Origin of the sequence: Agromyces sp. CF514 (assembly GCF_900113185.1) — a bacterium.
Classification (GTDB): Bacteria; Actinomycetota; Actinomycetes; order Actinomycetales; family Microbacteriaceae; genus Agromyces.
This window is the reverse complement of the sequence record NZ_FOZD01000002.1, coordinates 187,855-205,957: the sequence shown is the minus strand read 5'-3', so window position 1 is coordinate 205,957 and position 18,103 is coordinate 187,855. Positions and strand designations below refer to the sequence as shown.

The 18,103-nt window shown below is 70.9% G+C and carries 20 protein-coding genes and 1 riboswitch; of the genes, 10 read left to right on the top strand and 10 right to left on the bottom strand.

The genetic code is table 11. The annotated features are described in order from the left end of the window. The first annotated feature begins 62 nt into the window (after nt 1–62). Both BM342_RS13810 and BM342_RS13805 read left to right on the top strand, forming a co-directional pair. On the top strand, nt 63–1,829 hold the full coding sequence (locus tag BM342_RS13810; RefSeq protein ID WP_092967193.1) for a S8 family peptidase: 1,767 nt from the start codon (nt 63–65) through the stop codon (nt 1,827–1,829). A 185-nt stretch (nt 1,830–2,014) separates the two neighbouring features. After that, nucleotides 2,015–2,824 (top strand): MOSC domain-containing protein, encoded by an 810-nt coding sequence (locus BM342_RS13805; protein ID WP_092967191.1) that lies wholly within the window; start codon nt 2,015–2,017, stop codon nt 2,822–2,824. A 147-nt stretch (nt 2,825–2,971) separates the two neighbouring features. On the opposite strand, the gene BM342_RS13800 is transcribed toward BM342_RS13805, so the two are convergent. Next, nucleotides 2,972–3,670 carry a hemerythrin domain-containing protein gene (locus BM342_RS13800; RefSeq protein ID WP_092967189.1) on the bottom strand — a complete coding sequence of 233 codons (699 nt, stop codon included), beginning with the start codon at nt 3,668–3,670 and terminating at the stop codon, nt 2,972–2,974. A 113-nt stretch (nt 3,671–3,783) separates the two neighbouring features. Then, nucleotides 3,784–4,335: a dihydrofolate reductase family protein gene (locus BM342_RS13795; RefSeq protein ID WP_092967187.1), complete on the bottom strand. Its 552-nt coding sequence runs from the start codon at nt 4,333–4,335 to the stop codon at nt 3,784–3,786. A 254-nt stretch (nt 4,336–4,589) separates the two neighbouring features. Here BM342_RS13795 and BM342_RS13790 point away from each other — a divergent pair, with 254 nt between their 5' ends. The 3 genes from BM342_RS13790 to BM342_RS13780 all read left to right on the top strand — a co-directional run bounded on the left by BM342_RS13790 (nt 4,590) and on the right by BM342_RS13780 (nt 7,754). Next, on the top strand, nt 4,590–6,581 hold the full coding sequence (locus tag BM342_RS13790; RefSeq protein WP_369823196.1) for an APC family permease: 1,992 nt from the start codon (nt 4,590–4,592) through the stop codon (nt 6,579–6,581). Nucleotides 6,582–6,726: 145 nt separating this feature from the next. Beyond that, on the top strand, nt 6,727–7,059 hold the full coding sequence (locus BM342_RS13785) for an ArsR/SmtB family transcription factor (RefSeq protein ID WP_092967185.1): 333 nt from the start codon (nt 6,727–6,729) through the stop codon (nt 7,057–7,059). Then, nucleotides 7,047–7,754 (top strand): cation efflux transmembrane domain-containing protein, encoded by a 708-nt coding sequence (locus BM342_RS13780; RefSeq protein WP_092967183.1) that lies wholly within the window; start codon nt 7,047–7,049, stop codon nt 7,752–7,754. The genes BM342_RS13785 and BM342_RS13780 overlap by 13 nt, the downstream gene beginning before the upstream one ends. A gap of 92 nt (nt 7,755–7,846) precedes the next feature. On the opposite strand, the gene BM342_RS13775 is transcribed toward BM342_RS13780, so the two are convergent. The 4 genes from BM342_RS13775 to BM342_RS13760 are packed head-to-tail and all read right to left on the bottom strand — an operon-like array spanning nt 7,847 to nt 10,147. Next, nucleotides 7,847–8,611 carry an ABC transporter permease gene (locus tag BM342_RS13775; RefSeq protein WP_092967181.1) on the bottom strand — a complete coding sequence of 255 codons (765 nt, stop codon included), beginning with the start codon at nt 8,609–8,611 and terminating at the stop codon, nt 7,847–7,849. Then, complete coding sequence (locus BM342_RS13770) at nt 8,608–9,411, bottom strand: ABC transporter ATP-binding protein (RefSeq protein WP_092967179.1); 804 nt, start codon at nt 9,409–9,411, stop codon at nt 8,608–8,610. Before BM342_RS13770 ends, BM342_RS13775 begins: the two co-directional genes overlap by 4 nt. After that, on the bottom strand, nt 9,408–9,791 hold the full coding sequence (locus BM342_RS13765; RefSeq protein ID WP_092967177.1) for a DUF1048 domain-containing protein: 384 nt from the start codon (nt 9,789–9,791) through the stop codon (nt 9,408–9,410). Before BM342_RS13765 ends, BM342_RS13770 begins: the two co-directional genes overlap by 4 nt. 2 nt (nt 9,792–9,793) lie before the next feature. Further along, nucleotides 9,794–10,147, bottom strand: coding sequence for a PadR family transcriptional regulator (locus tag BM342_RS13760; RefSeq protein ID WP_092967175.1), 354 nt, complete (start codon nt 10,145–10,147; stop codon nt 9,794–9,796). A gap of 196 nt (nt 10,148–10,343) precedes the next feature. Here BM342_RS13760 and BM342_RS13755 point away from each other — a divergent pair, with 196 nt between their 5' ends. Then, on the top strand, nt 10,344–11,237 hold the full coding sequence (locus BM342_RS13755) for a LysR family transcriptional regulator (RefSeq protein ID WP_092967173.1): 894 nt from the start codon (nt 10,344–10,346) through the stop codon (nt 11,235–11,237). A gap of 36 nt (nt 11,238–11,273) precedes the next feature. Here the strand turns inward: BM342_RS13755 and BM342_RS20200 are convergent, their stop codons facing one another. Then, complete coding sequence (locus BM342_RS20200; RefSeq protein ID WP_255368809.1) at nt 11,274–12,746, bottom strand: hypothetical protein; 1,473 nt, start codon at nt 12,744–12,746, stop codon at nt 11,274–11,276. 177 nt (nt 12,747–12,923) lie between these two features. On the opposite strand from BM342_RS20200, the gene BM342_RS13745 reads away from it, so the two are divergent. Both BM342_RS13745 and BM342_RS13740 read left to right on the top strand, forming a co-directional pair. Continuing rightward, complete coding sequence (locus tag BM342_RS13745; RefSeq protein ID WP_092967171.1) at nt 12,924–13,607, top strand: ClpP family protease; 684 nt, start codon at nt 12,924–12,926, stop codon at nt 13,605–13,607. Next, a complete protein-coding gene (locus tag BM342_RS13740; RefSeq protein WP_092967169.1) occupies nt 13,604–14,218 on the top strand; it encodes a ClpP family protease in 615 nt (204 codons plus the stop codon). Before BM342_RS13745 ends, BM342_RS13740 begins: the two co-directional genes overlap by 4 nt. Before the next feature lie 15 nt (nt 14,219–14,233). On the opposite strand, the gene BM342_RS13735 is transcribed toward BM342_RS13740, so the two are convergent. The 3 genes from BM342_RS13735 to BM342_RS13725 form a co-directional block, all read right to left on the bottom strand. Continuing rightward, nucleotides 14,234–14,656, bottom strand: a complete 423-nt coding sequence (locus tag BM342_RS13735; protein ID WP_255368807.1) for a helix-turn-helix domain-containing protein — start codon at nt 14,654–14,656, stop codon at nt 14,234–14,236. A gap of 140 nt (nt 14,657–14,796) precedes the next feature. Then, entirely contained in the window at nt 14,797–14,982 is a 186-nt protein-coding gene (locus BM342_RS13730) for a hypothetical protein (protein ID WP_092967167.1), read from the bottom strand. Between the two features lie 119 nt (nt 14,983–15,101). After that, nucleotides 15,102–16,019: a DMT family transporter gene (locus BM342_RS13725; RefSeq protein WP_177232197.1), complete on the bottom strand. Its 918-nt coding sequence runs from the start codon at nt 16,017–16,019 to the stop codon at nt 15,102–15,104. 122 nt (nt 16,020–16,141) lie between these two features. On the opposite strand from BM342_RS13725, the gene BM342_RS13720 reads away from it, so the two are divergent. Both BM342_RS13720 and BM342_RS13715 read left to right on the top strand, forming a co-directional pair. Continuing rightward, on the top strand, nt 16,142–16,525 hold the full coding sequence (locus BM342_RS13720) for a hypothetical protein (protein WP_143109886.1): 384 nt from the start codon (nt 16,142–16,144) through the stop codon (nt 16,523–16,525). A 100-nt stretch (nt 16,526–16,625) separates the two neighbouring features. Beyond that, a riboswitch (TPP riboswitch) is annotated at nt 16,626–16,733 on the top strand. Then, nucleotides 16,724–18,064, top strand: coding sequence for an MFS transporter (locus BM342_RS13715; protein WP_092968612.1), 1,341 nt, complete (start codon nt 16,724–16,726; stop codon nt 18,062–18,064). Its footprint overlaps the riboswitch before it by 10 nt. Nucleotides 18,065–18,103: the final 39 nt, after the last annotated feature.

The following is an 18,103-nucleotide window of genomic DNA, read 5'->3' as shown; positions in this document are numbered from 1 at the left end:
CTTGATCTGCGACCACCGCGGGTGGGAGGCTCTCGAAATCACGCTCGATGTGAAGGAGAACCATGCGTAGATTCCGCACCATCGCCGTAACATCCGCATTCGCGCTCGCCCTGACGGCCCTGGCCGCCGCACCGGCGAGCGCGTTCACGACCGCCGTCGGCGACGAGACGGGCGAACAGGAGTTCGTCGTGCTCTTCACCGCCGGCACCTCGTCGGCCGCCGCGAAGGCCGCGGTCACCGCGGCCGGCGGCACGATCGTCAACGAGAACACCGACGTCGGGGTCGCAACGGTGCGCACCACGGAGTCGGACTTCGAGGCGCAGGCGCTCGCGCAGGGCGCCATCGAGGGCACGGCCCAGAATCGCGTCATCGCCGACGTGCCCGACGACGCCGTCAGCGGCGAGCAGGCGAAGAAGCTCGACGCCGCCGAGGCCGAGGTCCGCCAGAACGGCGGCAAGACGCCCGCAGGCGCTGCCGCGAAGAAGGGCAACGGCAAGACGCTCACCGCCGAGCCGCTCGCCTCGCTCCAGTGGGACATGCAGCAGATCGGCGCCACGGTCGACGGCTCGTACAAGGTCGAACCCGGCAACAAGAAGGTGCTCGTCGGCATCCTCGACACCGGCGTCGACGGCACCCACCCCGACATCGCCCCGAACTTCGACAACGCGAAGAGCCGCAACTTCACGGTCGACATCCCGTTCGACGCGAACGGCGACGTCATCGACGGCCCGTGCGAAGACGAGGCCGACGGCTCGTGCAACGACGCCGCGAACGTCGACGAAGACGGACACGGCACGCACGTCGCGTCGACGATCGGCTCGCCGATCAACGGCATCGGCATCGCGGGCGTCGCGCCGAACGTCACGCTCGTGAACCTGCGGGCCGGCCAGGACTCGGGCTACTTCTTCCTGCAGCCCTCGGTCGACGCCCTCACGTACGCGGGCAAGATCGGCGTCGACGTGGTGAACATGAGCTACTACGTCGACCCGTGGCTGTTCAACTGCGCGAGCCACCCGGCCGACTCCGCTGCGGACCAGCAGGAGCAGCAGACGATCGTGAAGGCCATGCAGCGCGCGCTCGACTTCGCCCGCGCCCGCGGCGTGACCCTCGTCTCGGCAGCGGGCAACGGCGCGACCGACTACACGAAGGTCATCAGCGACACCGGCAGCCCCGACTTCGCCGACACCCCCGGTGAGATCGCGTACACGCGCGACCTGCTCGACCCCGCGACCTGCACCTCGATGCCGAGCGAAGGCAAGGGCGTCATCTCGGTGAGCAGCACCGGCGTCTCGAAGCGCAAGGCGTACTACTCCGACTACGGCAACGGCTACGTGGATGTCGCGGCTCCCGGCGGCGACGTCTACGACACCCCGACGAACACGCGCGACATCAGCAAGGCGATCCTCGCGGCGTACCCGAAGGCGCTCGCGCTCGAGTCGGGCGCGATCGACGAAGCCGGCAACGTGCTCATCCCTGGCGTCGTGAAGAGCTGCGACGCGGCGGGCACCACCTGCGGGTACTACCAGTACCTGCAGGGCACGTCGATGGCCTCTCCGCACGCCACGGGCGTCGCCGCGCTCATCGTGAGCAAGTACGGCATCCCCGACGTGATCCGCGGCGGCAAGTACCTGCCCCCGGCCATCGTCGACGCGCGCCTGCGCCAGACCGCGGTCGACACGGCATGCCCGACCCCGGCGGCGTTCACGTACACGCGCATCACGCCCGCCGGAGCGACGCTCACCGCGACCCACACCTGCGAGGGCAAGCTCTCGCAGAACGGGTTCTACGGCAACGGCATCGTCAACGCCCTGAAGGCGGTGGGCAAGTAGCCCGCGCACGCCGCTAGGCGGCGACATCCAGCACGACAGCACGACAGCACCGGCGGGGCCGGTCTCCGAGGAGACCGGCCCCGCTGCTCGTGCGTCGGCAGCGGTCGCCGGACCGTCGCGGCCCGACCCACGGCCGGGGTCTCGCTCGGCGCGGCGGGGCGCCGGCGGGCGGGTAGCGTGTTCGCATGCAACTCACCCGCGTTCGCCTCTACCCCGTGAAGTCGCTCGGCGGCCTCGACGTCGCCTCGGCGCAGGTCGAGCCGTGGGGCCTCGCAGGCGATCGTCGGTGGGCCGTCGTCGACGAGAACGGGCGCAACGTCACGGCGCGAGAGCGCAACGTCATGCTCGGGCTGCGGTCCGAGCTGCTCGCCGACGGCGGCGTGCTGCTGAGCGGCGCGGCGTCCGAACCCGCATCCGACCCGCTGCGCGTCGACGTGCCGACCGACGCCGAACCCGTCGCCGTGGGCATCTCCCGCCAGGCGACCGCCCTGCCCGCCGGCCCTGAGGCCGACGACTGGCTGAGTTCGCGCATCGGGCAGTCGGTGCGACTCGTCTGGCAGCCCGACCCGACCGTGCGCCCCGTGAAGGACGAGCACGGCGGCCTCGACGGCGACCGCATGTCGCTCGCCGACGCGGCCCCGCTGCTGCTCACGACCGAGGCCTCGCTCGCCGCCCTCAACGCCTGGACCGACGAGGGCGCACCCGAGCTCGACATGCTGCGGTTCCGGCCGAACCTCGTCGTCGACGGCGACGAGCCGTTCGCCGAAGACGAGTGGGGGTTCGTGACCATCGGCGATGTGCGGTTCCGCGTGACCGGCGGTTGCGACCGCTGCATGATGACGGGCATCGACCCCTACACGCTGCAACGCGGATTCGAGCCGATCCGCACGCTCTCGAAGTTCCGCCGCCGCGACGGCAAGACCTGGTTCGGCGTGCTGCTGGTGCCGCAGAACCGGGGTGGCGTCGCCGTCGGCGACACGGTCGCGATCGGTTGACGCCCGCCGCGGCATCCCTACCGTCGACGACGTCGACACGATGGGAGGAGATCCCGAGCTCAGGAGGACCGAAGTTCGCGAATCGCCCTCCCGAGCTCGGGATCTCCTCCCGTCGCGCCGGCCCGCGGCCCGGCGCCTCCGGAGCGGTCAGCGCGTTCCGAGCAGCTCTGCGCGGTTCCTCTCGTAGGTGCGCCGGCCGAACGCCCGCCAGATGCCCCGCACGGGCGCAGGCAGGTTGCGACGCATCCACTCGTCGCCGCCGTCGGGCTGCGCGGCCAGGATCGAGCCGAGCATGACGAACGTCTTGCCCTTGGGCGTCGCGGCCCGCCCGTGCTCGCCGAACCACTCGACCTCCTTCTGGGTGAAGGTGCGCTCCATCACGGGCACGATGTTCGCCTCCTCGTCGGGAAGGTGCACGTCGAGCGCCTCGTTCACCCCCTCGATCGCCGAGAGCACGGATGCCGCATCCGCACGTCGCCCGCTCGCACGCCAGGCCGGCAGCGCGGCGTCGAGCGCCGTCAGGTGCACGAGCAGTTGCGCATGGTGCCGCTTCATGCGTTCGACGTGCATCGCGCACCCGGGCGCCCGCTGCTCGAGACGGTTCCAGAGCATGGCGTCCTCACCCTCGTGATGCGCATGCAGGCTCGTCGAGAGCATCGCGAGGTGGTCGCCGACGACCTCGGCGTGTGCGGCGTCGCCGTCGCTCACGTGTCCGACGAGCGAGGGCGCCTCGCCGAAGCCGACCTTGAACAGGCGGTGGATCTCGGCCATGCCGCGGGCGTCGCACGTCTTCGCGGACCCCGACGCGGGCACGTCACCGCTCGGGGGAAGGGCTGCTGCAGGCACGGTGGCTCCGATCCGGTCGACGACGAGCGGGCGATCGGAGGCTACTCGGCCTGCCGCCCGGCGGCAACGGAAGCTCGTCGCCCGCCGGCGGCATCCGCTCGCCCTGCCGTCGCTCAGTGCTCGACGTCGTAGACGGCCTTGATGATGCCGTTGTCGTAGGCGGCCTGGTCGACGAGCTTCAGCGTGCCGGTCGCGTTGCCGTCGAAGAGGCGCTTGCCCGAGCCGAGCGTGACCGGGAAGATCAGCAGGTGGTAGCGGTCGACGAGGCCGGCCGCCGCGAGGCCCTGCCCGAGCTTCGCGCTGCCGTGCACGATGATCGGCCCGCCCTCGCCCTGCCGCAGTGCCGCGACCTCGTCGAGCGAGCGCAGCACCTGCGTGTTGTTCCACTCCGGGTCTTCGAGCGTCGACGAGACGACGTACTTCGGCATCGCGTTGTACTCCGCGAACTCGTCCATGGTCGGCCAGATCGGCGCGAACTCGTCGTAGCTCTGCCGGCCCAGCAGCATCGCGGATGCCTCGAGCTGCTCGGTTCCCTTTAGCTCGTACGCCTCGGCGACGAACGGCACCTCCTTGAAGGTCCAGCCCGCACGAGGGTGGTCGCCGCCGCCAGGGGAGTCCATGACGCCGTCGAGGCTGACGAACGCGGTGATGATGATGGGACGCATGGTGCTGCTCGCTTCCGGTCGAGGTTCGTTCTGGGTGAGACGCGACATCCGCTCTCATTCAAGCGTCGAACGGGCTCGGGCGGAATCGACATCCGCTCGTCTCGAACCGCAGCGCACGCGGCCGCCGGCGGCGCAGGCGACGAGCGATCAGGAGCCGGTCCGAAATCCTAACGGTTTCCTAACGCGATGAGCCGGGGCGGAGAGCACGGGCGAACTACGCTCGATCCGTGACCGAGAACGACGGCCGAGCAGCGATGGAATCGGCTGAAGCGCAGGACACCGGGCCGACGACCACCGTCGTGCCGGTCGCGCACGCACCGGCACCTCGATCCCGGCTCGGGCGCTGGCTCATGACCGGACTCGTCGACGACCGTGGCGCCCACCAGGGGCCGCACGCCAAGCAGGTCGAGCAGACGCACTCGTGGTGGCGGGTCATGTGCCTCACCGGTCTCGACTACTTCTCGACGCTCGGCTATCAGCCCGCCATCGCCGCACTGGCCGCCGGGCTCGTCTCGCCGTTCGCCACGATCGTGCTCGTCGCGCTCACCCTGCTCGGCGCGCTCCCGGTGTACCGCCGGGTGGCGAACGAGAGCTTCAAGGGGTCCGGCTCGATCGCCATGCTCGAGCGGCTCCTGCCCTGGTGGGCGGGCAAGCTCTTCGTGCTCGTGCTCCTCGGCTTCGCCGCGACCGACTTCATGATCACGATCACGCTCTCGGCGGCCGACGCATCGGCCCACGCGATCGCCAACCCGTTCGCACCCGACTTCTTCGACGGCGCCCAGGTGTGGCTCACGCTCGTGCTCATCTCGCTGCTCGGGCTCGTGTTCCTGAAGGGCTTCCGGGAGGCGATCCGGGTCGCCGTGATACTCGTCGCCGTGTTCCTCGCGCTGAACCTCGTCGTGATCGCGGTCTCGTTCTGGCACGTGTTCGAGCACCCGCTCGTGGTCGAGGACTGGTGGTCCGCACTGTTCACGCAGCACGGCAACCCGTGGCTGGTCGTCGGCGTCGCGCTCATCGTGTTCCCGAAGCTCGCGCTCGGCCTCTCGGGCTTCGAGACCGGTGTCGCGGTCATGCCGCAGATCCACGGTTCGCCCTCCGATCCCCCTGATCGCCCGGTCACGCGGATCCGCGGCGCCCGGCGGCTCCTCACGACCGCGGCCGTCATCATGAGCACCTTCCTCATCACGTCGAGCTTCGCGACGACCCTGCTCATTCCGCAGGCCGAGTTCCAGCCCGGCGGCGAGGCGAACGGGCGAGCACTCGCGTACCTCGCCCACGAGTACCTCGGCGAAGGGTTCGGCACCGTCTACGACGTCAGCACCATCCTGATCCTGTGGTTCGCCGGCGCCTCGGCGATGGCGGGATTGCTGAACCTCGTGCCCCGGTACCTGCCGAAGTACGGCATGGCGCCCCAATGGGCGCGGGCCGTGCGCCCGCTCGTGCTCGTCTTCACCCTCATCGCCTTCCTCATCACGATCGTGTTCGAAGCCGACGTCGACGCACAGGGCGGCGCGTACGCCACAGGCGTCCTGGTGCTCATCACCTCGGCCTCGGTCGCGGTGACGATCTCCGCCTGGCAGCGGCGTCAGCGCCCGCAGGTCATCGGCTTCGGCGCGATCACGCTCGTCTTCACGTACACGACCGTGCTCAACGTCGTCGAACGACCCGACGGCCTGCGCATCGCCGCGCTGTTCATCCTCGGCATCCTCGTGATCTCGACCGTCTCGCGCATCGGGCGATCCTTCGAGCTGCGCGCACCCACCGTCGCGTTCGACGAACTGGCGATGACCTTCATCGCCGACGACGCGGATCGAGGCGAACTGCTCTTCATCGCGCACGAACCGCATTCCGACGGGCGGGACGCCTACGCCGAGAAGGATCGAGACGAGCGGCGGTACAGCAACATCCCGTCGCGGGCGCGGACCGTCTTCCTCGAGGTGCACCCGTCGGATTCCTCCGACTTCGAGGAGGACCTGCGCGTGGTCGGCTCCGAGCAGGACGGCTACCGCGTGCTCCGCGTCCGCAGCGGCAACGTGCCGAACACCATCGCGGCGGTGATGCTCGCCGCGCGCGACGCGACCGGCGTGGTGCCGACCGTGTACTGCGAGTGGACCGAGGGGAACCCGATCTCGAACATGTTCCGGTACCTCATCACGGGCGTGGGCGAGGTGGCACCCGTGACGCGCGAGGTGCTCCGCGAGGCGGAATCCGACCTCAAGCGACGCCCGGCCGTGCACGTCGTCTGATCGCGCCGTCCGGCGGAGGGACGGAGCCTGCCCGAAGCCGCCGACGGATCAGCGCCGAGCGCGGATCCAGCGGCGGTCGACCGCAGAGCAGTGGCCCCAAGCGGGGCACCCGAAATTGATACACGAATCGCTGTACTATTTGGCCATGCCCTCGACTGCCGGCCTGACCCACACCGCGGCGCTCGCGCGCTTCGGACACGCCCTCGCGGATCCGACCCGCACGCGCGTGCTGCTCGCACTGCGCGAGGCGCCCGCGACCCCGTCGGAACTGGCCGACGCGTTCGACGTCTCACGACAGGTGATGTCGAACCAGCTGGCTTGCCTGCGCGGCTGCGGCCTGGTCGAAGCGGTCCCCGACGGACGCCGCACCTGGTACCGCCTCGCCGACCCGCATCTCGCCCCTGCGCTCGACGAGCTCCTGCGCGTCGTGCTGCACGTCGAACCCGACTGCTGCGACGGGGAGACATGCACATGCTGACCGCGCTGGATGCCGAACGTCGCGCGCTCCTGCATCGCCGGATCCGGCTGATCGTCACGATCACGATCGCCTACAACGTGCTCGAGGCGATCGTCGCGCTCGCAGCCGGAACCGCGGCATCCTCGATCGCCCTGATCGGGTTCGGGCTCGATTCGGTGATCGAGGTCCTCTCCGCCGCGGCGGTCGCCTGGCAGTTCACGCGGCGCGAGCCCGAACGATGGGAGCAGCCCACCCTCCGGGTCATCGCGATCGCGTTCTTCGCCCTCGCGGCGTACGTGACCGGTTCCGCGGTGGTCGCCCTCATCGGCGGCGGCGAGGCCGAGCACAGCCCGATCGGCATCGTCCTCACCGCGATCAGCGTCGCACTGATGCCGATGCTCTCGTACGCCGAACGCCGGGCCGGCCGGGAACTCGGCTCGGCGACCGCCGTCGCGGACTCCAAGCAGACGCTCATCTGCGCCTACCTCTCGGCGGCCGTGCTGATCGGGCTCCTGCTGAACACCGCACTGGGCTGGTGGTGGGCGGACCCGGCAGCAGGTCTCGTCATCGCCGTCTTCGCGATCCGCGAGGGCATCGAGGCGTGGAAGGGCGATGCCTGCGCCACCTCCGTGGGCATGCTCCTCGAGGACGAGGATCACGACCACGACCACGACCACGACCACGACCACGACCACGACCACGACCACGACGGATGATCGAGCGCCGAACGCCGAATCGCCCCGCCTCCGCAGTGGGAGGTCGGGGCGATTCGGGCGTCCGACGCGAAGGCCGGCGGTGAGACATCCGCTCAGCTGAACTTGCGGCGGTAGATCGCGATCGCCCAGATGTAGGCGGCCACGAGGATGCCCACGAGCCAGGCGAGGGCGACCCAGATGTCGCCGCCGACCGGCTGACCGGCGAACAGCGCACGGAGCGAGTCGACGATCGAGGTCACCGGCTGGTTCTCGGCGAACCAGGCGACCGGGGCGGGCATGCTGTCGGTCGGCACGAACGCCGAGCTGATGAACGGCAGGAAGATCAGCGGGTAGCTGAACGCGCTCGCACCGTCGACCGTCTTCGCCGAGAGCCCGGCGACCACGGCGAGCCAGGTCAGGGCCACCGTGAAGAGGGCGAGGATGCCGGCGACGGCGAGCCATGCGCCCACGGATGCCCCGGTGCGGAAGCCCATGAGCAGTGCGACGCCGATGACGATCGCCACCGAGACGAGGTTCGCGACCACCGAGGTGAGCACGTGGGCCCAGAGCACGCTCGACCTCGCGATCGGCATGGACTGGAACCGCTCGAAGATGCCGCCCTGCAGGTCGAGGAAGAGCCGGTACGCCGTGTAGGCGATGCCCGACGCGATCGTGATCAGCAGGATGCCCGGGAGCATGTAGTTGATGTACGACTCGTCGGACCCGGTGTTGATGGCCCCGCCCAGCACGTAGACGAAGAGCAGCATGAGCGCGATCGGGGTGACCGCGGTCGTGATGATCGTGTCGGGGCTGCGGAGGATGTGCGTCAGCGAGCGGCCCGTGAGCACACGGGTGTCGCCGAGGACGTGCGTAGTCATGATGCGTCCTTTCCGTTCGAGGCGGTGCCGGCGCTCGGTGCGCCGACCAGGGTGAGGAACACGTCCTCGAGAGAGGGCTGCTTCTCGACGTACTCGACCTTCGCGGCCGGCAGGAGCTGCTTGAGCTCGGCGAGCGTGCCGTTCTGGATGATGCGACCCTCGTGCAGGATCGCGATGCGGTCGGCCAACTGCTCGGCCTCGTCGAGGTACTGCGTCGTGAGCAGCACGGTCGTGCCGCCCTGGGCGAGCTGCTTGACGGTCTGCCACACCTCGATGCGCGCCTGCGGGTCGAGACCCGTGGTCGGCTCGTCGAGGAAGATGATCGACGGGTCGCCGATGAGGCTCATCGCGATGTCGAGTCGACGGCGCATGCCACCCGAGTACGTGGCGGCCCTGCGGCCGCCCGCCTCGGTCAGCGAGAACCGTGCGAGCAGGTCGTCGGCGATGGCACCCGGGTTCTTCAGGTGGCGCAGCTTCGCGACGAGCACGAGGTTCTCTCGACCGCTCAGCACCTCGTCGACCGCGGCGAACTGCCCGGTCAGGCTGATCGACTCGCGCACGTCGCCCGGCTTGGCCGCGACGTCGAAGCCGTGCACCGTCGCGTTGCCCGCGTCGGCCTTGATGAGCGTCGACAGAATGCGCACGAGCGTCGTCTTGCCGGCGCCGTTCGAGCCGAGCAGGGCGAAGATGCTGCCCTGCTGCACGTCGAAGTCGACGCCCTTCAGCACCTGGAGGTCCTTGAAGGACTTCTCGATGCCCTGCACCCGGATCGCGGGTGCGGGCTGGGTTGCGGTGGTCATCGCTCGTCCTTCCGTTCGGCCCCTTCGAGGCCCTCGATCGTCTTGGTGAGGCGGTTGCGCTCCTTGTCGACCCAGCGCTTGCCCACGTAGGCCTCACTGAAGGCCTCGGCGAACGCGACCGAGTCATCGCCGACGATGGCGCTGACGGGCGTCTCGTCGACCGCGGCGCGCTCCCACAGGTCGGCGAAGTCGCCGAGCATCGTCATCATCACGGCGGGGTCGCCGTCGGTGATGCCGCCCTGGTACATGAAGTACCGTTCGAACGCGTTCGCGGCCGTGCGGTACGGCTCGGGCAGCGCTGCGATGCGGGCCTTGTACTGCTTGTACTGCTTCTTCTGCTCGAGCGAGCCGGTGAGGGCTTCGATCCACTTCGCGGCCATGGTCATGCTCCTTCTGTGTCGTGCTTCGGCTGGATGTCGTGGTGGAGCTGTTCGATGCGTTCTGCGAGGAAGCTCCAGGTCCTCCAGAACTCTTCGAGGTACTCGCCGCCCGTCGCGTTCAACGCGTAGACCTTGCGCGGCGGGCCCTTCTCGGACGGGACCTTCTCGACGTCGACGAGGCCGCGCTGCTCGATGCGGACCAGCAGGGCGTAGATGGTGCCCTCGGCGATGTCGGAGAAGCCCTGGTCGCGGAGCCGGGCCGTGATCTCGTACCCGTACGCCGGCTGCTTGGCCAGGATGGCGAGGACGATGCCCTCGAGCGTGCCCTTCAGCATCTCGGTCGTCTGCTTGCCCATGGAATCCTCCTTCTGCTACTCGGTGTTGCTGACTACTGGTACATAGTAAGCATGAGTACCGGTAGATAGCAACACTGAATACCAAAGAATTTCCCGCCTGTCCGATGCGTGCTCAATCCTCCGAGCGTGCGCAGGGGCGATCAACGGGCGATCGCACTACGATCGTTGAGCCCTGCACTCACGGTCGAGAGGCCCCATGGAACTCCGCGACATCGAGATCTTCCTCACGCTCGCCGAGGAGCTGCACTTCGGTCGCACGGCCGAACGGCTGCACGTCTCGGTCTCGCGCGTGAGCCAGGCGATCCGCGCCCAGGAGACCGAGATCGGGGCGCCGCTCTTCACCCGCACGAGCCGGCGGGTCACGCTCACCCGGGTCGGCGAGACGCTGCGCTCCGGGCTCCGCCCCGCCTTCGACGGCATCGAGGCGACGATCGCCGCGGCGCGGGCTGCAGCACGTGATGACTCGCAGCAGCTCACGATCGGGCTCATGGGCGCACAGGCGCACGACCTGGCTCCCGTGCTCGAGGCCTTCCGCGCGACGCATCCGCTCGCGGAGGTGCGTTTCCGCGAGGTGTTCTTCGCCGACCCGTTCGGCCCGCTGCGGCACGACGAGGTCGACCTGATGATCAACTGGCTCCCGGTCGACGAGCCCGACCTCTCGGTCGGCTGCGTGCTGCGCGAGGAACCCCTCAACCTGATCGTCTCCACGCGGCATCCGCTCGCCGGACGCGACTCGGTCTCGCTCGAGGAGCTCGGCGACCTCGTCGTCCCGGCCATCGCGGCACCCGACACCTGGCTGGCCGGCGCGATGCCGACCGAGACGCCGTCCGGGCGCCCGATCCGGCGCGGTTCGCCGGTCTTCACGTTCTCCGAGGTGCTCGCCGTCGTCGCCGAGGGCGGCGTCGTCTGCCCCGTGCCCGACGAGGGTCGGCGCTACTTTCCGTGGCCCGGCGTGACGTACGTGCCGTTCCACGACGCGCCGCCGGTGCGCTGGGCACTGCTCCGTCGCACTGCGCGCACGCCCCGGCCCATCGCCCGCTCGTTCATCGCGACCGCCGAGCAGGTGCGACGCGAGCTCGCCGACGCCTGATCGGGAACGGTGGAGCGGGCCGAGCCGGCCGCGGGGTCAGGAGAGCGCGGCGCGCGCCTTCTCGTACTTCTCGGTCAGGCGAGCCTGCGTCTCATGGTCGAGCTTGCGCAGCCGCCAGGGCGCCGAGTTGTCGGCGATGTCGGCGAGCTTCACGCTGCGCGCGACCGCATTGGTGCGGATGCGCGCGTAGTAGTCGGCCTCTGGGACGTCGGGCGTGCGCGTGAGCAGCTGCACGGCGGCGATCACCTCGGGCGAGACGCCGGCCTCGCGAAGGCGCTGAGCGCTGAGGTCTGTGTCTTCGAGCACGTCGTGCAGCCAGGCGACTGCCACCTCGACGGACTGCGTGACCGGGTCGAACGTCTCGGCCACGCGGCCGGGGTGGTCGATGTACTCGGCACCGAGCTGATCGGTCTGCCCGCGGTGCGCGACGAACGCGATGCCCTGCGCGAGCCCGATCTGCAGGGCCGCAGCGGTCGCGCCCGACGCAGCCGGACGAGCGGATGCCTCCGCCGGGGCGACGACGGGAGCCGGGGCCACGGGAGTCGGGGCTACGGGCGCCGATGCCACTGGAGCCGATGCCACGGGGGTCGGCGCCGCGGGCTGCACTGCGGCCGCGGGCGTGATCGGGGTGACGGGCGCCACGGGAGCGACCGGTGCCGTCGGAGCCTGGCGAGCCGGCGCGGGAGCCGGCGCGGAACCCGCGACCACCGCCTCGAACTGCTCGAAGGTCCAGTCGGCTTCGGAATCCATCGTCATGTGCTCGTCTCTCGTACTGCGTGCAGGGTCGGTCTCGGCCCGAGCGGCGCGGGCCGGTTCGGGCGTCTCGGTGAGGTCTTCGAGCGTGATGCGCTCGTCGGGCTCGAGCAGGTCGGGCTCGAGCAGGTCGGGCTCGCGTCGGTCGGCCGCCGGATGTTCGGGCGCCGGCTGCTCGGGCGCCGGCTGCTCGGGCGCCGGCTGCTCGGGTGCGGGCGGCTCGGGCGCCGGCTCGCGCCGGGTCACCACCGGCGGCACGAACACGGGCACCGCACGAATCGGCGCGACGGGCCCCGACGCGTGGTGCGGAGTGTGCGGCACCTGCGGCGCGGTCGCTGCGAGCGGCGTCACGGGCCCGGTCGGGCGGGCGGGATCCGCCTCGTCGAGGAACTCGGTCCACGCGGGGTCGGCGAGCGGATCGTGCCCGGCGACCTGGCGCTCGAACCCGAGCTCGTCTTCGAGCTCGGCCATCTCGTCGAGGTCGAGCTCGTGCATCGACCGGATCTCGCTCATGCGCCGCACGGCGACGTACCGCTCGGAGACCTCGGTCATGCGAGCGCCGTCATCGGTCGCGAAGTAGCGGGAGCCCTGGTCGCCAACGACCTCGACGATGGTCTCCTCGTACTCGCCGCCGGGCTCCAACGAGCACACGTGGTACCGGAACCGACCGCCGTCGGATTCTCGACGATGGATCGCCGAAGGCGCACGTGCTGCCGCACGACGACCGGGGGTCGGGTCGTCAACGGGTGTCGTCACTCGGACTCCTGGCCGTCGGGTATCGGGTTGGGGGCGGCGCCGAAGCGCACCACCGATCCTACGAGAGGGTCGCCCGAGCGGCATCCCCCACGCACCGAACGCGTCGTTCCGCCCAGGGCAGCACTGCCCACGGAGGAAACGCTCGCCCGCGGCATCCGCCCGGCGCACGCTGGAGGCATGAGCGAAGACACCCAGGCCCCGCTGCATCCGATCGATGCGGACCTCTCGACCCAGCTGTTCCGCCAGCGCGTCGTCGTGCTCGGCACCGAGCTCGACCAGAACCTCGGCAACCGGCTCACGAGCCAGCTGCTCCTGCTCTCGGCCGAGGATCCCGAACGCGACATCGCCTTCTGGATCAACTCCCCCGGCGGCTCGGTGACCGCGATGCTCGCGATCATGGACGTCATGAAGGCGATCCCGAACGACGTCGCGACCGTCGCGATCGGCATGGCCGCGAGCGCCGGCCAGTTCCTGCTCTCGGCCGGAACACCGGGCAAGCGCGTCGCGCTGCCGCACGCGCGCATCCTCATGCACCAGGGCTCGGCCGGCATCGGCGGCACCGCGGTCGACGTCGAGCTGCAGGCCGACGACCTCCGCGAGACGCGCGACACCATGCTCGGCCTCCTCGCCGAGCACACCGGACAGCCGATCGAGCGCATCACCGAGGACTCGCTGCGCGACCGGTGGGTCTCGGCCGAGGAGGCCGTCGCGTACGGCTTCATCGACCGGATCGTCCACGACGCGGTCGACATCTATCCCGGCGCGCGCGGTCGCATGCTCGGTCCGGGCTTCCAGACGGATGCCGCGGCGCACCGCCTCGCGGATCCGGCAGCCGCTGCGGCCCAGGGGGTGCTCGCATGAGCGGCTACACGATCCCGTACGTGACCGAACGACGTGGAAACTCCGAGCGCACGGTCGACGTGTACAGCCGCCTGCTCGGCGAGCGCATCATCACGCTCGGCACCGAGATCGACGACGGCGTCGCGAACGTGCTGATCGCCCAACTGCTGCACCTCGAGGCCGACAGCCAGGAGTCGCCCGTGCACCTCTACATCAACTCCCCCGGCGGCTCGCCGCAGGCGGCGCTCGCGGTCTACGACACCATGCAGCACATCCGGCCCGCGGTCGCGACGACGTGCGTGGGCCAGGCGGGCGGGCCGGCCGCGGTGCTGCTCGCGGGTGGGGCGCCGGGCCTGCGCGGCATCCTGCGGCACGGCCGGGCGGTGCTGCACCAGCCCTCGACGCAGGGGCGCGGGTCGATCCCCGACCTCATCATCCACGCCGACGAGGTGCTGCGCGTGCGCGGTGAGCTCGAGCAGGTGCTCGCCCACGACACCGGGCGCTCGCCCGAGCAGGTGCGGCACGACACCGACCGCGAGCTCATCCTCGACGCGGCGGGCGCCGTCGAGTATGGGCTCGTCGACCGCGTGGTCGCAGCGCAGCGGCCCGAGGCCCGGGCGATCGCAGGCTAGGTCGTCGGTCGCGGGCTAGGCGACGAGGGCGACGTCGTGGATCGAGCCCGCGACGGGCGCCGACGTCTCGTGATGCGCCGGCCAGTGCCCGCCGCGTGCCGTGAGGTCGAGCAGCACGAGCGGCCTCGGTGCTGCGGCCACCTCGTCGCGTGCGAGCTCGCCCGCGACGCCGGCGGCGATGTCGAGCAGGGTCAGGCCGAGCGCGTCGGCCACGGCGGCGAGGATCTCGCTCGAGGGTTCCTTGCGCCCCCGCTCGATCTCGGAGAGGTACTGCGTCGACACGTCGGCCGCTCCGGCCACATCGGACAGGATGCGGCGCTGCTCGAGCCGTTCGCGCCGGAGGAACGCACCGAGCGCCTCTCGCCAGAGCGGGGAGCGCTCGCGTTCGGCGCCGCGCCGCGGCATCCGCTCGGTCGTCTGCAGCCGGATCGCGTCCATGTCGCGAGGCTACCCAGCGGGCGATCGGATGTCGCGCGGATCCGCTGAGAGCAGAACGCCCGAAACTACTCGATGGGCGCCGGCTCGCGCGCCTGCGGCGCCCGCGACGGTGCGGAGGCGGTTGAGAACGGAGGCGAGCGTCAGACGCTGCCTTCACCCGGCCCGATCCGGTCGCGAGCCTCCTGCTCGAGCCTCGCCTGTTCCTGGGCGGCCCGCTCGGCCGCCGGGTCTTCCGGCGGCGTCCGCGAATTGCCGCGGGCCCTGACCGACAAGACGACGATCATGGCGATGACGCCGAGACCGATGATCCACCAGAGGACATCCACGTCGCACCTCCTCGTGCGCGGCGCCCGTGGCGCCGGATGCGCAACACGGTATTCCGGAGGTGATGGCGCCGCAACGATGTCGTCGGATGCGCCATGGTCCACGCTTTCGCGCACCGCCTTCAGCCAGGCGTGGCCCGCTCGACCGACGCGCCTTCAGGGCCCGGTGCCGGATCGGGCTCGCGCCGTCGACGCGTGACGAGGTACGACCCGGCGAGCACGAGCACGAAGCCGACGACGGTCCAGACCGTGACGCGCTCGCCGAGCACGAGCACGCCAGCGGCGATCGCGACGGCCGGGTTCACGTAGGTGATGGCCGTGGCCTTGACCGGCCCGATCTCGCCGATGAGGGCGACCATGAGCACGAACGCGAGGGCGCTGCACACGACCGCGAGCACGACGATCGAGACGATGACCGAGGTCGACGGCCACGCGGTCGGCCAGGCCGAGGTCGCGAACACGACCGGCACGTAGATGACCGCGGCAGCGGCCAGCGACAGCGCGACCACGCCGATGCCGGGCAGGTCGGGCATCCACCGCGCGAGGATCGCTGGGCCGAGCGCGTAGCCGACGACCACGACGGACATCTCGGCGACCGCACCGAGGTCGGAGCCCGCCACATCGAGCCCGACCAGGGCGGCGACGCCGAGCATGCCCACGGCGATGCCCAGCCAGTTCGACCCCGTCAGCCGTTCGGGCCGGCCCATGACGAACGCGATCGCGACGCCCGCCAACGGCACCGCGGCCAGCAGGAGCCCGGCGGTCGAACTCGGCAGCTGCTGCTCGGCCGAGCTCAGGAAGTACCACGGCAGCACGATCTCGACGAGTGTGTACGCGAGCATCGGCCTCCACCGGCGCACGACGGCGACCACCTCGCGTCGGAACAGCGCGAGCGGCAGCAGCAGCACGGCCGCGAGTGCGGAGCGCCCGAGCACGACCATCGCCGGCTCGAGCTCGCTCACCGCGATCTTGATGAAGAGGTAGGGGATGCCCCACGCGATGCCGAGCGCGGCGAACAGGAAGAAGCCACGACGCGTCACCGGCTCAGTCTGGCGCATGGGGCCGACATCGTCACGAGCCGACGACGGATGCCGCGGCCGCGGCGATCCTCGCAGCCCCCATCGTCGCGCGGGCGGCCCCGGCCACGGCAGAATCAGTGGCGATGATCCCCTACGAGCACACCGCAGGCGTCGGATGGGCGCGCTTCTTCAGCTGGGTCGGCCTCGGCCTCGGCGCGGCATCCCTCATCGTCGCGTTCACCGTGCCCCTCGCGGCCGAGCCCGGGCGCGTCGCGGGCGTCGCGTTCTTCGGCGGCTTCGCCGTGTGGTTCGCGCTCATGGGCGCGCAGCGGTTCCGCGAGGCGGAGCAGCCGCGATCGTGGGTCGCGACCGCCGGACTCGTGCTCGGCGTGGTCACGTTCGCCCTCATGGCCTACGCGATGCTCGCGATCCTCCTGGCGCCTTCCGTCGGCTTCGTGCTGCCGGTGGCGCCGAACTGGATCGAGGGCGTCTCGAACGCCGGCGTGGTGCCGGGGCGGAACGTCTGACCCCGGCTGGGCCGGTGCGGTTCGCGCCCCGGGCCTCCGTTCGTCGTCACGGCCGGCAGCCGACGACGACGGCGGGTCCGCACGCTTGGCTATGCTGGCGGGCAGTGACACGGGGTGCCGCGCACCGCCCGTCGGGCGAGCGGCTGAGATCACACCCGTCGAACCTGATCTAGTTCGGACTAGCGAAGGGATGTCGCGATGATGGATCGCGCCCGCATCGACCCTGCCCATCCGCCGGTGCCCACCGGCCCCGACCCGTCGTCGGCGCTCGAACCGGCCGCGAGGGCCAGAGCGAGGCGCGCGGTCGCCGCCGCCTCGATCGGCACGGCGCTCGAATGGTACGACTTCTTCCTCTACGGCGCAGCGGCCGCACTCGTGTTCCCTGCCGTGTTCTTCCCGGCCGAGGACCCCGCGACCGGCGTGCTCCTGTCCTTCGCGGTCTTCGCGACCGGGTTCCTCGCACGCCCGATCGGAGGCCTCGCGTCGGGGTACCTCGGCGACCGGTTCGGCCGAAAGCCCGTGCTGCTCGGCACGCTCGTGGCCATGGGCGCGGCGACGACGCTCATCGGCGTGCTGCCGACCTACGCCCAAATCGGCGTCGTCGCACCCGCGCTGCGCGTGCTGCTCCGGCTCGTGCAGGGCGCCGCGACCGGCGGCGAATGGGGCGGCGCCGCACTCCTCGCGGTCGAGAGCGCGACCGGCGGCGCGGGGCGCCGCGGCGGCCTCGTGCAGAGCGCGCTCTACGCGGGCCTGGTCCTCGCCAACCTCGCGTTCACGGTGCTCGTGGCCGTGCTCGACGAGGCGCAGTTCCTCGCGTGGGGCTGGCGCGTGCCGTTCGTCGGCAGCATCGTGCTCGTCGCCGTGGGCATCGTGCTGCGCCGGCGCGTCGAGGAGAGCCCCGAGTTCGCGGCGCTGGTCGACGGGCGCCGCACCTCGCGGCATCCGCTCGTCGACGCCCTGCGCACGCCTCGCAACGTGTTCGCGGTGTTCCTCGTGCGCGCCGGCCAGAACACGACCTTCTACGTCGTCTCGGTGTTCTGCCTGGGCTACGCGGTGTCGACCCTCGGGTTCGAGCGATGGGTCGCGCTCACGGCGTTGCTCGTCGGCGCGGGACTCGCCGTCGTGCTCTGCCCGTGGTGGGGTGCGATCGGCGAGCGCATCGACCCCGCCCGGCTCACGGCCGCGGCGCTCGTCGGGCTCGCGGCGCTCGCCGTCCCGCTGTTCCTCGCCCTCGACTCGGGATCGGCGGCGCTCGTGATCGGCGTCGTCGCCCTCGCGATCGGCGTCGTGAACACGGCCGCCGACGGCGTGCAGCCGATGTGGTTCGCCTCGCTCTTCGAGCCCGGCGTGCGCTACTCGGGCCTCACCCTCGGCCGCGAGGCCGGCGCGATCGTGGGCGGCGGGATCGCGCCGCTGCTCGCCGCGGCACTGGTCTCGGCCACCGGGCACTGGTGGCCCGTGGCGGCTCTGATGATCGTCGCCGCAGCGCTCGCGATCGCGGGTGCGGCGCTCGCGCGGCCGGTCGCGGCGACTGCCTGACCCGCCGGACATGCCGAAGGGCCCTCCGCGTCGACGGAG

Bases quoted from the DNA above. Each gene is read 5' to 3' on its own strand.
- BM342_RS13785 (WP_092967185.1), top strand. From the start codon at position 6,727: ATGCCCTCGACTGCCGGCCTGACCCACACCGCGGCGCTCGCGCGCTTC.
- BM342_RS13795 (WP_092967187.1), bottom strand. From the start codon at position 4,335: ATGCGTCCCATCATCATCACCGCGTTCGTCAGCCTCGACGGCGTCATG.
- BM342_RS13755 (WP_092967173.1), top strand. From the start codon at position 10,344: ATGGAACTCCGCGACATCGAGATCTTCCTCACGCTCGCCGAGGAGCTG.
- BM342_RS13760 (WP_092967175.1), bottom strand. From the start codon at position 10,147: ATGGGCAAGCAGACGACCGAGATGCTGAAGGGCACGCTCGAGGGCATC.
- BM342_RS13765 (WP_092967177.1), bottom strand. From the start codon at position 9,791: ATGGCCGCGAAGTGGATCGAAGCCCTCACCGGCTCGCTCGAGCAGAAG.
- BM342_RS13770 (WP_092967179.1), bottom strand. From the start codon at position 9,411: ATGACCACCGCAACCCAGCCCGCACCCGCGATCCGGGTGCAGGGCATC.
- BM342_RS13715 (WP_092968612.1), top strand. From the start codon at position 16,724: ATGATGGATCGCGCCCGCATCGACCCTGCCCATCCGCCGGTGCCCACC.
- BM342_RS13810 (WP_092967193.1), top strand. From the start codon at position 63: ATGCGTAGATTCCGCACCATCGCCGTAACATCCGCATTCGCGCTCGCC.
- BM342_RS13790 (WP_369823196.1), top strand. From the start codon at position 4,590: ATGGAATCGGCTGAAGCGCAGGACACCGGGCCGACGACCACCGTCGTG.
- BM342_RS13780 (WP_092967183.1), top strand. From the start codon at position 7,047: ATGCACATGCTGACCGCGCTGGATGCCGAACGTCGCGCGCTCCTGCAT.
- BM342_RS13735 (WP_255368807.1), bottom strand. From the start codon at position 14,656: ATGGACGCGATCCGGCTGCAGACGACCGAGCGGATGCCGCGGCGCGGC.
- BM342_RS13720 (WP_143109886.1), top strand. From the start codon at position 16,142: ATGATCCCCTACGAGCACACCGCAGGCGTCGGATGGGCGCGCTTCTTC.
- BM342_RS13740 (WP_092967169.1), top strand. From the start codon at position 13,604: ATGAGCGGCTACACGATCCCGTACGTGACCGAACGACGTGGAAACTCC.
- BM342_RS13745 (WP_092967171.1), top strand. From the start codon at position 12,924: ATGAGCGAAGACACCCAGGCCCCGCTGCATCCGATCGATGCGGACCTC.
- BM342_RS13775 (WP_092967181.1), bottom strand. From the start codon at position 8,611: ATGACTACGCACGTCCTCGGCGACACCCGTGTGCTCACGGGCCGCTCG.
- BM342_RS13805 (WP_092967191.1), top strand. From the start codon at position 2,015: ATGCAACTCACCCGCGTTCGCCTCTACCCCGTGAAGTCGCTCGGCGGC.